12 protein-coding genes are annotated in these 14,333 nt (G+C 47.6%); 6 read left to right on the top strand and 6 right to left on the bottom strand.

Annotated features, from left to right (window positions below; genetic code table 11):
- Positions 1 to 55: 55 nt before the first annotated feature.
- The 3 genes from GV64_RS04760 to GV64_RS04750 all read left to right on the top strand — a co-directional run bounded on the left by GV64_RS04760 (position 56) and on the right by GV64_RS04750 (position 2,026).
- Positions 56 to 880 carry a methyltransferase gene (locus GV64_RS04760; protein WP_020584057.1) on the top strand — a complete coding sequence of 275 codons (825 nt, stop codon included), beginning with the start codon at positions 56 to 58 and terminating at the stop codon, positions 878 to 880.
- A 147-nt stretch (positions 881 to 1,027) separates the two neighbouring features.
- Positions 1,028 to 1,450, top strand: coding sequence for a hypothetical protein (locus GV64_RS04755; RefSeq protein ID WP_020584058.1), 423 nt, complete (start codon positions 1,028 to 1,030; stop codon positions 1,448 to 1,450).
- Positions 1,451 to 1,504: 54 nt separating this feature from the next.
- Entirely contained in the window at positions 1,505 to 2,026 is a 522-nt protein-coding gene (locus tag GV64_RS04750) for a GNAT family N-acetyltransferase (RefSeq protein WP_020584059.1), read from the top strand.
- Positions 2,027 to 2,684: 658 nt separating this feature from the next.
- Here GV64_RS04750 and GV64_RS04745 read toward each other — a convergent pair.
- A complete protein-coding gene (locus GV64_RS04745) occupies positions 2,685 to 4,172 on the bottom strand; it encodes an SLC13 family permease (protein ID WP_020584060.1) in 1,488 nt (495 codons plus the stop codon).
- Positions 4,173 to 4,370: 198 nt separating this feature from the next.
- Here GV64_RS04745 and dbpA point away from each other — a divergent pair, with 198 nt between their 5' ends.
- Together dbpA and GV64_RS04735 are read left to right on the top strand one after the other, a co-directional pair.
- A complete protein-coding gene (dbpA, locus tag GV64_RS04740; RefSeq protein ID WP_026258485.1) occupies positions 4,371 to 5,774 on the top strand; it encodes an ATP-dependent RNA helicase DbpA in 1,404 nt (467 codons plus the stop codon).
- Positions 5,775 to 6,057: 283 nt separating this feature from the next.
- Positions 6,058 to 7,335, top strand: coding sequence for a hypothetical protein (locus GV64_RS04735; RefSeq protein WP_152553923.1), 1,278 nt, complete (start codon positions 6,058 to 6,060; stop codon positions 7,333 to 7,335).
- A gap of 3 nt (positions 7,336 to 7,338) precedes the next feature.
- On the opposite strand, the gene GV64_RS04730 is transcribed toward GV64_RS04735, so the two are convergent.
- The 4 genes from GV64_RS04730 to GV64_RS04715 form a co-directional block, all read right to left on the bottom strand.
- A complete protein-coding gene (locus GV64_RS04730) occupies positions 7,339 to 9,231 on the bottom strand; it encodes a M48 family metallopeptidase (protein ID WP_020584063.1) in 1,893 nt (630 codons plus the stop codon).
- Between the two features lie 14 nt (positions 9,232 to 9,245).
- Positions 9,246 to 9,839 carry a LemA family protein gene (locus GV64_RS04725; RefSeq protein ID WP_020584064.1) on the bottom strand — a complete coding sequence of 198 codons (594 nt, stop codon included), beginning with the start codon at positions 9,837 to 9,839 and terminating at the stop codon, positions 9,246 to 9,248.
- A 138-nt stretch (positions 9,840 to 9,977) separates the two neighbouring features.
- On the bottom strand, positions 9,978 to 11,552 hold the full coding sequence (locus GV64_RS04720) for an ATP-binding protein (RefSeq protein ID WP_020584065.1): 1,575 nt from the start codon (positions 11,550 to 11,552) through the stop codon (positions 9,978 to 9,980).
- On the bottom strand, positions 11,549 to 12,265 hold the full coding sequence (locus tag GV64_RS04715; RefSeq protein ID WP_020584066.1) for a response regulator: 717 nt from the start codon (positions 12,263 to 12,265) through the stop codon (positions 11,549 to 11,551). The genes GV64_RS04720 and GV64_RS04715 overlap by 4 nt, the downstream gene beginning before the upstream one ends.
- A gap of 216 nt (positions 12,266 to 12,481) precedes the next feature.
- Here GV64_RS04715 and GV64_RS04710 point away from each other — a divergent pair, with 216 nt between their 5' ends.
- Positions 12,482 to 12,904, top strand: coding sequence for a hypothetical protein (locus GV64_RS04710; protein WP_020584067.1), 423 nt, complete (start codon positions 12,482 to 12,484; stop codon positions 12,902 to 12,904).
- A 145-nt stretch (positions 12,905 to 13,049) separates the two neighbouring features.
- On the opposite strand, the gene GV64_RS04705 is transcribed toward GV64_RS04710, so the two are convergent.
- Positions 13,050 to 14,282, bottom strand: coding sequence for a metal-dependent hydrolase family protein (locus GV64_RS04705; protein WP_236632917.1), 1,233 nt, complete (start codon positions 14,280 to 14,282; stop codon positions 13,050 to 13,052).
- Positions 14,283 to 14,333 lie beyond the last annotated feature (51 nt).

Genomic DNA, 14,333 nt, shown 5'->3' with positions numbered 1-14,333 from the left:
AATATCCGCCAGAGACGATTAAACTCTCTGGCTTTTAACCATACCGTCCATCCTGATGCCCATCCTACTTCGTTGCCCTATCTGTTATGAAGCGCTGTCCTCAGAACAAAAAAGCGCTGTGTGCAAAAACAATCACCAGTTTGACCGGGCACGCCAAGGCTACCTGAATCTGCTACCCAGCAATAAGAAACGGAGTAAAAACCCCGGTGATGACCAGATGATGGTCGATGCCAGGGCACGCTTTTTAAATCACGGTTACTATCAGCCCGTCATCGAAGCATTAATCGATAAAATCAGCACGTTCAGTGACCAAACAAACCAAACCATTCTTGATGCCGGTTGCGGCGAAGGTTATTACACCTCCGAAATAAAAGAACGCCTGAAAGGTAGTGAAGTCTGCGGATTTGATATCGCTAAACCAGCAATCCTGGCCGCCAGCAAACGAAACAAAGCGATTGAATGGCTGGTAACCAGTGTCAGTGAACTTCCTTTGATGGATGAACAATTTGATGTAATCATCAGCATATTCTCCCGCAGTGACTGGTCCGAGTTTTCCCGGGTACTGAAGCCCGGGGGACATATCGTTATCCTGACTCCCGGGCAAAGCCACCTGCTGGCACTTCGCAATGCCATTTATGACGACGTTCGTCCTTACCCGGAAGATAAACGTCTGCAGGATTTACCCGAAAACCTTCACCTGCTGGAAAGCCAGAACATCCGTCATTTGATGATGCTGGAAAACACTCAGGCTATTATGGACCTGCTAACCATGACGCCTCACTACTGGCATGTAAATGCCAAACAAAAACAGCAACTGGAACAACTTGGCCAGCTGGAGTGTGAGCTGGAGATGCGCATGTCTGTAATAAAAAAAGTGTGATCAAAAAACACGATACAAAAAGACAATAAGCCAGTATAGGTAAAAGTACTGCCTTACATCAATTTTACCAAGCTTGACTGATGGTATAACTGAGACATGGCCATAGCCTCCCACGCCTCTGGCCAGTAACCTTACGGGGGGTTCATCATGTTTCAGTTCGCACAGATCATTGCCGGTAAAAGCGAAAAAGACCTCTTCACTGTTCTGGCTCTGAAAGCCGATATCCTACTTGCTGTCATGCTGACCATTGCCATTTTACAACTGGCAATGAAGGGTATTGGAACCAGCTGGATACTTTTACTGGTTGGATCATTAGCCTCCATTATTGTGCTCACTGGGCTGAATAAAGGAGCACGCAAAATATTAGCCGGCATTCCCAGTTATATTCCCTATGTATTTGGCATCTACCTGTTCTTTATAGAAGGCTTTGGTCGTTTGACACAACTACTGGCCAGTTTCACTATTATTGATACTGCTCTGGTTATTCTGTTCTTTGTTGCTGGTAATATTATCGCCACGGCCGGTTATAATGCCATCGTCTATGCCAAGCGACTGGAGCAGTCTCACTAACTTCCCAGCCGTATTTGTGTCAATAAATAATGCAGTTTGGGAATAGAAAGCAGTATGGAAAAAGAAGCAGTTACTACCTGGTCACTGGAAATGGTTTCTCCGGAAGAACTTATCTACAAACCAGTGACCGATCCGGATTTTATAATCCAGGAATGCCAGGTAAAACAGTTTCAATTTAACCGATTCCTCTATAGCTTTATTGGCAAACAATGGGAATGGACTGACAAGCTGAGCTGGTCTGATAATCAATGGCGTGAGTACGCAGAAAACGACGACCTTCGTCTTTGGGTTGGCTACTATAAAGGCAGCCCAGCAGGTTACTTTGAACTGAGAAAAGCTGAAGGTGATGTTGAAATAGCCTATTTTGGCCTTGCCGAGCCATTCATTGGGAAAGGTCTTGGTGGCTCTCTGTTAAGTGCAGCCATTCAGGAAGCCTGGAACTGGGAAGCAAAGCGTGTCTGGGTTCATACCTGCACACTGGACCACCCCTATGCCCTGAATAACTATCAGGCCAGAGGTCTAAAAGTTTATAAAGAAGAAACTGACCAAGTAGCAAAAGGTTCCTGTCTCAACTAAAACCAGAATGCTTCTGACTAGACGAAAAGACCTACAAGATACTTAAAGGGTATAAAGGTGAAGTTACCCGCCAAAGCCTTTATACCCTGTTAAGTCAAGGTATAGCGATTCAACATAAACTTTCTGCTCATATCAACAGCACTATCAATAAATATTGAGAAAATTTTCAATTGCTATCGCACAGGCGTTCTTATAGACAGGCGCTATTTTTAGCATACTATTCAGAGTGTCCGAAAGTGTCATGTCTGAACTTGGTATTGTCAGGAATATGGTAATACCTGCACTTTTCTCAAATAGCTACGTCTTACAAAAACAAAAATATCAAAGAACTCATCAGTCACTATGCAGAGGATATCGACCATTCTATTCTGGAATGGTAAAGAAAGGCCAATGACAAATCGCCAGAAGTTAGTACTGTGATATGAAGAAATCTTCTCTTTATATGATGTTGTGTCGATCAGTTTTCAGATTAGTCAGGTTTACACCTGAGAGGATCTTATCGCCGTAGCAAGCCAGTGGAAAATCACACTGAAAAGGCCTGACGGCGATTCACTTTCAGAAGAACTATTTCTGAGGACAACTCATATTTTCAAAAGACAGAACAGCAATCACTGGTTGATCTGCCACCTCCATGCTTCCCCAGTTCCTCAATTAGCGCTTAAATAATAAACTCCACCAGCCAATGGCATAACAGCGTAATAATCACAATACCTGCAAGATTCAACACCATACCACTTCGTACCATGTGTCGGATGGGTAACATTCCTGAGCCATAAACAATAGCATTGGGCGGTGTCGCGACAGGCAGCATAAAGGCACAACTGGCCGCGATCGCTGCTGGTATGGCCAAAATGGCAGGATCCATACCCAGTGAAATTGCCAGAGCTCCGAGTGGAGGCAGGAATGCTGCGGTGGTTGCCGTATTACTGGTAACTTCTGTCAGGAATATAATGATGGTGACGACCAGTGCAATGGCCATCAAGGGTGGCATATCACCCAGGATATTCAATGACCCTGCAATCCAGTCTGCGAGCCCCGTTCTACGGATCATAGCGGCTAAACTCAGTCCACCGCCAAACAACAGCAGTACATCCCAGGGCAAGCGTCGCATTTCCTTCCAGCTCATCAGAAACTCAAGCTTCTTAAAACTCGCAGGCAGAATAAACAGTGTAACCGTTGCGATGAGAGCGATCGTGGTATCAGACAACTCCAACCAGGGAATGATGTCACTTACCCATGGCCGGATAATCCAGGCTAACGCTGTCAGCAGAAAGATCGCGGTCACGGCTTTTTCAGCGCCACTCATGGAGCCATTCAGCTTTTGTTGTTCTTTGATTGATTCCCGAACCACATGATTTTCTTCTCCACTGAGTCGGTATCCGAAATACCCCAGCCAGACACCAGTAATGGCAAGCATAATAATTGAAGCGGGCAGACCGATAATCAGCCAATGAGCAAAACCAATCTGAATACCATATTGTTCCTGAAGAAAAGCCACCAGCAATGCATTAGGAGGAGTACCGATCAGTGTGCCAAAACCACCGATGGAAGCCCCATAAGCAATGGATAACAACAGGGCTATTGGAAAGCCACGGCTCATCTTCCCCTGATGACGAATCATTGAAGTAACGGACAGACCTATCGGTAGCATCATAATGGTCGTAGCCGTATTGGAAACCCACATACTGATTAAGGCAGTAGCAATCATAAAGCCAAGTACCAGACGCTTCTCACCCGTACCCATCACCATCATGATTCTCAATGCAATCCGGCTGTGCAGATTCCAGCGCTCCATCGCCAGCCCAAGGACAAAGCCGCCCATAAACAGAAATATCACTGGATGCGCATAGGGAGCAGCCGCTTTGTCGAGGCTTGCCAGACCAAGCAGTGGAGACAGAATCAGTGGTAAAAGAGCAGTAATTGCTGTCGGGAGAATTTCAACGGACCAGAAGATAGCCATCATCATGGCAAGCCCTGCACAACGCCAGGCCATTTCATTCATGCCCAGAGGCGGTTCAACCAGCAATGTGAAAAGCTGTAATGCGATCCCGACTACAAGCCCTGTTAGCCAGAACAATGGGTTGTTTTCCTGTTGATGTTCCTGTCGAGCAGGTCCTGACGTCGTTCGAGGAGAACCTGAAGTCATGATTCACTCCATTGCATTTAGTAAAATGTCTTGGCAATTCAATAGTAAATCGGAAATTAATACCGACGTTTGAACCCTGAGACCTCATCAAACCACAGAGTTCCAAATGAATTGCTGTAATGATTCGCCGTCATTAAGAATAGACTCTGTTATAATTCTTTACCTATTCTGTACCATGGCACACGCCAAGAGCTTGATTTGACTGCACCTACTCTTACCACCGCAACAACGCCTTCTCGCTTTAGCGATCTCTCTCTACCTGAATCCCTGCTGAATAACCTGAACAGCTTGGGATACCTGGAAATGACACCGATACAGCAGCAAAGCCTGCCTGAGCTCCTGGAAGGCAAAGATGTCATTGCCAAAGCAAAAACTGGCAGTGGTAAAACCGCTGCTTTTGCCATTGGCCTTATCCTGAAGCTGAAACAGAGTGATTTTGGGTGTCAGGCGCTGGTGATGTGCCCTACCCGTGAACTGGCAACTCAGGTTGCTCAGGAAATCCGCAGGCTGGTTAGGTACCAACAAAACATCAAGGTGGTGACTCTCTGCGGTGGTCAGCCCATTGGTCCGCAGATCGGTTCACTAGAGCATGGCGCTCATGTTGTTGTCGGTACCCCTGGGCGAATCCAGGATCACCTGCGTAAGAAGACGCTGTCGATAGCCCGAACCAGTACCTTGGTTCTTGATGAAGCAGACCGTATGCTGGATATGGGCTTCATTGATGCGATTGAAAATATCATCAGTCACCTTCCAGAGCAGAGGCAGACACTCCTGTTTTCAGCGACTTACCCAGAGGGTATCAAGACTCTGAGCCAACGCTTTCAGCACCAGCCCGTTGAGATAACGGTTGAAAGCACTCACAGCCATGAGCACATTGAGCAGCGCTTTTACCACGCAGAGAACACTGACAAACCAGCCATGCTGATCAAGCTCCTGAAACACTACGAGCCAGAGTCCAGCGTCATTTTCTGTAACACCAAGCAGGAATGTAAGAAGGTAGGTTCTGAGCTTTATGACGCAGGCTACAAGCCCGTTGTACTCCATGGTGATATGGAACAGAAAGAACGGGACCAGATGCTGGTTCGCTTTGCCAATCAGAGCTCGACCCTGTTGATCGCCACTGACGTAGCAGCCCGTGGCCTGGATATCGACAACCTTGCCGCCGTCATCAACTACGATCTGAGCCGGGACCCGGAAGTTCACGTTCACCGTGTTGGTCGAACCGGACGAGCCGGTAAAAAGGGTCTGGCTCTCAGCCTGCATACCCAGCGGGAGCAGTACAAGCTCGACAATATCAGTGACTACCTCAAGGCTCCCCTGGTATTTGGGGACCCGAAAGTACTTATCGAGAACCGTCAGCCAGAACCCGCACCCATGGTAACACTGGCGATTGATGGTGGCCGTAAGCACAAAGTACGCCCTGGCGACATTCTGGGTGCCTTGACCGGAGATGCGGGAATTGCCGGGGACCAAGTCGGTAAAATCAATATTTTTGACTTTGTAGCCTATGTTGCTGTTAAACGGGAAAGTGCCCGATCTGCGCTGAACAGACTCGAACAGGGCAGAATTAAAGGCAGAAAATTCAAAGTTCGGCGCCTGTAATACCAATTCCGCCTTCTAAATATGATGTCGAGCAAGCTATTTTGGATTGCTGGTCAAGGCGGAATGACAAGTAATAGCATGGTTGCGAGGAATTCCAATGAAGATCCAGCGGTTCAAAATGGCTGCGCAGTTCATGTTTAGAAGCTGAAATTGGTATAATCATCATGAGCTGAGTAGAGGTTTACTTCCCCCCCATCCAAGCCTGATTGGAACTAAATCAGGCTTTTTCTGTCGAAGGAGGCATGGCAAAAATAAACAAATACAAAACAGGGAAGTATTTCAAATGACTAATGTCTTACCATTAAATGGTTATGGATCGGGCTCGTTCAATCAACTAGGTGGCATACCTACTCAACCAGATACTCTGGCACGATTTAATAATCGTGGAGCAACTATGGCTCCGCCTCTACAGAAATACATGGCTCAGCCAAATTACAATCAACGACCTTCTGTACCAACCCTTGATAACACCACTCAACAGCTGCCCCCTCTTGCTCGCAATGTGAGCAACGTTGATCATGTTACCGGTAACCAAGTAGTACCTGATGATTCCCAGTTGCAACAACCACCATCACCTGCAGCTCAACATCTTGCTTCTACTGACAACTTGACAGCACAGCCTGTTCCTCAAAATGACAACAAGATTAGTGCTGACCCTGTTATTGATACAAAGGGAGTACCTGCCTCTGATACAAAAGATTCAGAGCCCTTAGATAGCGAAGCTCTTAAAAAACTGAGTGATAAGGACCTGCTTGAGAAAGGTAAGAAGAAGCTGGACGAAGCCAAAGAGGCATACACCAAGTACGGCAGGCATAAACTGGCAAATGATGCCAAAGAAGCCATCAGACCATTTATTGAACGTGCTGATCAATCAAGATCTAAGCTGATGGCCGGCATGGATTGGTTCAGGGAGTCATCCGAGCTTGTTGAGGCATTAAAACAAATTGAACTGCCCCCCGGCACCCCAAAGGATCTGGCGATTACCATTCAGTTTCCAGGTGAAGAGGTCATCTCACTGATTCCACCAGGTGAGGCACTTAAAAACAAAAATCCCACACAAGTATGGGAATACTTTAGGCTGGCTTTCCAAGCGATGCATTTACAAGGACAAGAATACAACAACGGAAATGACAATGCGCTCTCTCAAGCCGAAGCAGCTCTCAATGATGTAACTGCTGCTCTCAAAGCTATCAGAAAAGAAATTGATGAAAGAGAGCTGATGGATAATGAAGGGGCTGACAAACCAAAAGGAAGTCAGCTCGAAGTGGATTACCATGAGTTTACCCAGAAAGGCGTAAGTTTCAGCCGTGTCGCGAAGGGAGAGTTGCTCTCATATCCTTTTGAAGCCGCAGGTAAGGTTCCTGACCCGACTAAAAAAACTGCAGAAGGCACACCGCCAGCTTCAACTGACGGATCAGCAGCCACTACAGATGAAAGCGCCACTCCTGTTGAAGGCAATACTACAGCCCCAGCACCCAACACTGTCACTCCGCAAAGCAACGGTAGTGCTCCAGCTGCTGCTCCCGGCAATAACACTCAGATGCCGGCCCAACCGGCTTGATAACTATGCAGCCTGTGCCACCAACGGTGGCACAGGACACTCCATAACCACAGCAATGGCGCGGAGTGCCTGAGCTTCTTCCATCGCTACTTCACCATCATGCTCTATGCACTGGCAAAGTGCCTTCAGTAATTGCTCCTTGGCCTCGGCACGTAACAACGCTATCTTTTTCAGCCCCTGACTTAATGCCTTAAATGAGACCTTCTCTTTTGTTATGGTAATACCCAGTCCCTTAATCGTCTTTGTATAACAGCTTCGCTTGTCCTCAACCGACATTCCGGACATACCAACCAGAGCTTTGACCAATAATGACACTTCACCCGATAGCTGTTTAACACTACGGTATTTTTCAGAACGGAAAACATTGTCTGTTTTTTTCTTCTTTGGCAGGGTGTGATCAACAATGGTAATCAGAGACCATTCCATCACGGTTGTTTTTCCATCAGCCGTAGCGAGCATTAACAGTACTTTCTTCAGCCGCTCCTGCTGGTCAACATTCAACATTTTTAAGGTCGGCAAGGTCATTTCCAGAATCGATAGCCGATCGTTCAGCAGCCTGGCATTTTCAAGCTGTCCGTGTAGCTCCAGCGTTTTGGTCAATACTTCCTGCGGAAAGATTCTGGTAATCAGGTCACACTGTTTTTTCAGGACAGCAGGGGCATCATCCAACAGTAACGCCATAATGACACGATATGCTGAATTACTGTGATGGATCGCCTCGGATAGCATTGGCGGCATACCCCCCACAATGGAGCGAGCGTACTTTATATGGGAAGCCTTGGGAGCACCGATTGCGCTCACTGAAGCAGAGAGTGCCGATGCAACACCAGCCACAGCCATATCTGGACCCGGCACAGACTTGGATGACTCTGTATTTACCGGTTTCTTTTCAATCTCAATGGCCTTGGGCGTTATGTATTGACCATTCCAGTTCGGAGTCAGTTTTCGAATGCGATTATCCAGAGGAGGATGAGTAGCAAATAAATTCCAGAAGGATCCCGTAAAAGCAGAGCCAAACATCATATGGCTGCACTCCATTGCAGCGCCACTATCCAGGTTGGAGCCATACACTGCACCACCAATCTTTTTTAAGGCACTGGCAAGGCCTTCATTATCCCGCGTGTACTGAACAGCAGAAGCATCTGCCAAATACTCCCGGGTACGGTTGACTGAAGCCCGAATAATATTGCCGAAAAAAGCGCCAATGTAGCCCACCAGCATCATGCCAATGCCAACAATATAGAAGTAACCCGCTTGTTTTGAACGTGAATAATAACCGTGGCGATAGAGGTGATATCCAACATCCGTCAGCATCGTGATACCAAAAACAATGCCTATCAGCCTCATATTCAACCGTATATCACCATTGATAATATGGCTGAACTCATGGGCAATAACCCCTTCCAGCTCATCCCGGCTCAGTTGCTCCATTGCCCCTTTGGTGATACCTATCACCGCATTATTCAACCGAACTCCTGCAGCAAAAGCATTAATCCCTCTTTCCCCATGGAGTAAATAAACGGGAGGAACCGGAGTGCCTGAAGCAATGGCTATCTCTTCAACAACATTCAATAATCTGCGTTCGTAACGGTTATTGGTTGAAGGCTTTACTCTCATAGCACCGAGGGATTCAGCCACCGCTTTTCCACCACCATGAGCAAGCATGACCGTTTTGGTCACACTAGCCAGCAGAACCGTTGAAATAACAACCGCTGAGGAAATAATGAACGTTTCCCAGGTGAAATGGTTTAAAAATGGCTCTTGTTTCTGAAGCGCGGCATACCCCGCATAAATGCAATTAATGGCAAGAATCAGGCTCAGTACGGCCAGAGCCATTAAAGCCAGCAAATAGCGGGTTTGAGTTCGCGCTTTTTCCTGATGCTGAAAGAAATTCATACTCTGAACTTCTCTTAAAAGCTGACTTTTGGTGCTTTCTGCATGGCAGCGCTGTTTTCAAACTCCAGTAAAGTTGCGTCCTTACTGTGGCCAAACGTATTGGCAAAGAAGACCGGAGGAAAAGACTGGCGATAACTGTTGTAGTCGGTTACTGAGTCATTATAAAACTGACGGGCTCTGGAAACTCGGTTCTCAGTACTGGTCAGCTCTTCCGTCAGCTGCATCATATTTTCATTGGCTTTCAGGTCAGGGTAATTCTCCATCACCACATTCAACCCACCCATTGCCCCCATCAGTGCCTGTTCAGCTCCCTGCAATTTTTTAATACCAGAAGCATCGAGTTTTCCAGACAGTCCTTTTAGCAGTTGAGCTGCCTGATTTCGGGCACTGATTACTTTCTCCAATGTGTCTTGCTCGTGCTTAAGATACCCTTTGGCAGTTTCAACAAGGTTAGGAATCAGGTCATAGCGACGTTTTAACTGCACCTCAATCTGGGCAAAAGCATTCTCGTAATTATTCTTTTTACTGACCAGACTGTTGTAAATACCAACGATGTAGAATATGGCACCAACAATGATGCCAAGAAAGACAATGGTAGAGATTTCCATGAGTTCATTCCCTGCAAATATTCTTATTAGAATCAGAGTATAACAAAGTTAACAGGGCTAGAAGGGGTAATCAGCCCCTATAGACTCTATGAGTCAGAAGTTTAGGCATTACTCAGAACTGACTGCAAAACCTGTCATTTATCCAACATTCAAAGGCAACTCCAAAGTAACTTGCAGACCTTGCTCTTTGTTTTTTAAATAGATTTCACCTCCATGGTTACGAACAATATTCCTGGCGATTGCCATACCCAGACCAATCCCCCCCGTATCACGGTTTCTTGAGCCTTCCAGGCGGAAAAAGGGTTCAAAAACCTGCTCCATCATTGCTTCAGGGATACCCGGCCCGTGATCCTGAATCACCACAGCCACAAAATGCTGACCGGCCCTTTCAAACAGCTTAAGGCTTACATCAACACGCTGACCGTATTTAACGCCATTCTCAATCAGGTTTCTCAGTGCTCGCTTCAGGCTAACCGGGCGGCAGCGAATAACCGTCTCACCGGCCTCCTGAAAGTTCACATTCTGCCCCAGCTCAGCAAGATCATCGCAGAGACTGCCTGTCATGGCATTCAGATCCACCTGCCGGGTCACTTCGTTGTCCGATGCCTGACGCATAAAGGCCAGCGTGGCCTCTGACATCTGCTGCATCTCTTCCAGAGTGGCCAGAAGCTGATCTCGGTCTTTGCTTTCCGGCATCAACTCAACCCGAAGTCGCATGCTGGTGATAGGAGTTCGGAGATCATGGGAGAGCGCCGCCAGCATGCGGGTTCGATCTGACACAAACCGCTGCAAACGATCATTCATCTGGTTAAATGCCCGAATAGTCTCTCTCAGGTCAGCCGGGCCTTTCTCAGGCAGTGGATTTACCTGCTCTCCCATCCCCAGACAAATGGAGGCCTTTGAAAGCATCCGTAATGGTTGGGTGATACGCCTCACCATCACCGCAAGCGCCGCCAGAACCAGAATCATTGCTGTGAATAGGAAAATCACAGTCTGCTTTGCAGCCAGCGGCGGAGCTGCCGGAGCCGTTGCTTTCAAATTCAGCCAATAACCATTCAGCATATGGACTGAAACCTGGAGACTGGTTACCACTGGAGGCCTCCAGCCTTCCCGATAATAACGGCGGTCACCATCATGCCGGGAGTCAGTTGTCGGACGGTGCTGATGCCATGGCTTCTGACAACGGTCTCCATCACTGCAGTATTTGGTAGATTTCCAATGCTCCGAATCATCGCTCTTGAAGGCCGGGCTTTTGGAAGCAACACTTTTTATCAAGCCCTCATCACGAGAGTGATCCACTTTAACCAGTATGCGCCCCTTGTATTGATTCCCCATCAAGTGCAACAAACGCTGCATCAGACGTTTATCACGGGCGTTCATCTCTCTGTTGGCCAGCTCACTGCGATCATCAACGGTAAACCAAGCGTTTTTGGTTCGCGCTGCAGCCAGAATGGCCGAGTAGTCACTGATCGGGTTGTTTTCCAGTAACCAGACCAGTGATTCTATCTGCTGAAATTGAGACTTCTGACTGATATCCGACAGAACAGTTCGGTAGGCATTGCCGAGAATGACAAAGCTGAAAACCTGGGCAATGACAAGAGCAACCAGAACGGCCAGAACCATCTGGGTCACCATACTTGACCAAAAACGTTTAAATATCCCCGGCCTGCCTATCACCTTACGTTTAGCATCCAGATCCAATGAGTCTTTCATACCGCTTTTGATTCTTCTGTAAACATGTATCCCCCACCCCAGACGGTTTTAATCAGTGTTGGATTTTTTGGGTCTTTCTCAACCTTCTTCCTCAACCGGCTGATCTGGTTATCAATGCTCCGGTCAAATGGCAGAGCTTCACGCCCTTTGGTCATATCCATCAACTGATCCCGACTCAGTACCTGCCGTGAATGTTCCAGAAAAACCTTTAACAAACGAAACTCAGCAGCGCTCAGATCCACCAGCAAGCCATCCTCCCGGGTTAGCTGGTGTTGATGAACGTCCAGGCTCCAGCCCTTAAACGTCAATACTGAATGATCACTGGCAGCAGGTTCTTTTGCGGAGACATGCTCCAGACGACGCAGAACTGCCTTGATTCGTGCCAGTAACTCTCTTGGGCTGAACGGTTTGGTGACGTAGTCATCGGCTCCCATCTCCAGTCCGACAATGGTATCGGCTTCCTCACTCATGGCGGTCAGCATGATCACTGGCGGACCATCATGTTCCTGAAGGTATCGACATAATGTCAGTCCGTCTTCTCCCGGCATCATGATATCCAGAACCACAAGATCAATGGCTTCCCGCTCAAGAACCCCACGCATGGCCTCCCCGCCATCGGCCAGAGAAACAAGATAGCCATGCTGATCCAGGTAGCGCCCTAACAGATCGCGAATGTCATCGTGGTCATCAACCACAAGAATGTGTTTTTTCATGGCGTTCCACACAGTTACAGATTGCCGGTCAAAACATTATAAAGCTTTAGTACTGCTGCTTTGGATAGGCTGCGAACAATTGATACAAATTGAGACAAACTCCCATGGCTTGGGGATACTTCTGAGAAGTTCATGGTTTTTAATTAGCTCATCGAAACCAAAAATGACTATCAAGGTTTCATCAAACCAACATGAGATCCCTTGAGGACAAGAACCATGAAAAAGACAACACTGATTGCAACCGCCCTGGTCACTGTATTCTCTGCTTCCTCTGCCTTTGCTTGGTGGGATAACAATGATAGTGGTGATCGAAGACACTGCATGGAGAGCAACCGTTCAAGCCATGCCATGAAAGGAGAGCATGGCAAGCGTGGTATGAAGGGCAAGCATTTCAAAGAGCACATGAGCCGCGAGTTCTCTGCCGATGAAATCAGAACCCTTAATGAAGCCCGACTGATCATGCAGGGTAACCCCAACGTTAAGGTAGGCAAAGTCACCTCTACAAAAGATGGCTACAACGTGACTATTGTGACCAAAGATGACTCTCTGGTGAAAGAGATGGAACTGGCGAAAAATGGTATGCCACTGGAACGTTACAACATGATCAAGGAACGGATCGAAGCCAAAGAGAAGAAGTAAACAATAAACTGTTTACCCTGAGCCTGTCATCATCACAGCGGCACGAAGACACAAAGAAAAGCTATTCAGTAACAAGCACTTCTCTGTGACTTCGTGCCTTTGTGGTACAAAAACGAGGTCTTTATCTGCAAACCGCTATGCCCCCCTACAGCTGATTTTTATAAATCCTGCCGTCTTTCATAATGAGTTTCAGGTACTTCTCAGGCTGTTGCAGAACACCAGGATCATCCAGCGGATTTCCATCCACTATCAGTAGATCCGCCCGATAACCTTTTGCCAGCACACCGATCTGTCCAGAGAGGTTAAAGAGCTCAGCCGCTTTCACTGTCGCCGACCGGATCAACTCGTCTGGTGGAATGATTTCACCACGTATAGCGAACTCTTTTAACTGAGCGTCATGCATACTGCCCAGCAAATCGGTACCGAAGACAATATTCGCATCCGCCAGCCAGGCTGCCTCCAACGCCTGCAGGCCTGCATCCAAAACACTGTAGACTTTCTTCTGCAACGCTTCTGGCATTCCCGCTTCAACACCTCTCAGTGCAAGCTGGTCATAGGTTGATAGAGTGGGTACAAGAAAAGCGCCTTTCTTTTTCAGCAGTTCGATGCCATCAGACTCAATCAAATTGCCATGTTCAATAGAGCGGACTCCGGCCTCCAGGGCACGCTTAATGGCTCGATTGGTATAGGCATGAGCCATCACATAGATATTGGCGGCTTCAGTTTCCTCAACAGCTGCCCGAATTTCATCTTCTGCAAACTGGGTACTGTCAATTCGATCCGTGGGTGATGCCACACCACCGGATACCATCAATTTAATCTGATGGGCCCCCTTGCGGATTTCATCCCGGCAAGCTTTTCGAACCTCGGCAACACCATCACAGACTTTGCCAAGACCAGCACAGCAAAAGCAGTGATCCGTCTGGTTATCGCCCGGAAGGCGCATATCACCATGGCCTCCGGTCTGGGAAAGGGCATGGCCACAAAACAGCAGGCGGGGCCCTGTAAGCAGGCCTTCCTCGATGGCCTGAGCATAACCAAAATCGGCTCCACCGGCATCACGTACCGTGGTGAAACCGCGCATCAACATGCCTTCCAGAATATGTTTGGCATGGGCTGTCACATAGGAGGGAGGCCAATGGCGCAATGCCACAAAATCTGGGGTACCAGCAGTAATATGCACATGGGCATCACACAGCCCCGGCATGACCACGCGACCCGCCGCATCCAGTGTCATATCTACAGGCTCTTCGGGCAGGTCATTACCAACAGCTTCTATAAGGCCATCCTTGATAAGGAGGCACTGTTTTGGCAACAGGGAACCTTGGACGACATCCAGAATATGGGCATTGATTATTCGAATGTTTGCCAAATGCACTCTCCTCTGCTGGGCTTGTTATTAGCCTTCTAGTATAGGTCAGAGGTCAGG

This window comes from Endozoicomonas elysicola (assembly GCF_000710775.1).
Classification (GTDB): Bacteria; Pseudomonadota; Gammaproteobacteria; order Pseudomonadales; family Endozoicomonadaceae; genus Endozoicomonas; species Endozoicomonas elysicola.
The sequence above is the reverse complement of the archived record's forward strand: the minus strand, read 5'-3'. Positions and strand labels throughout refer to the sequence as shown.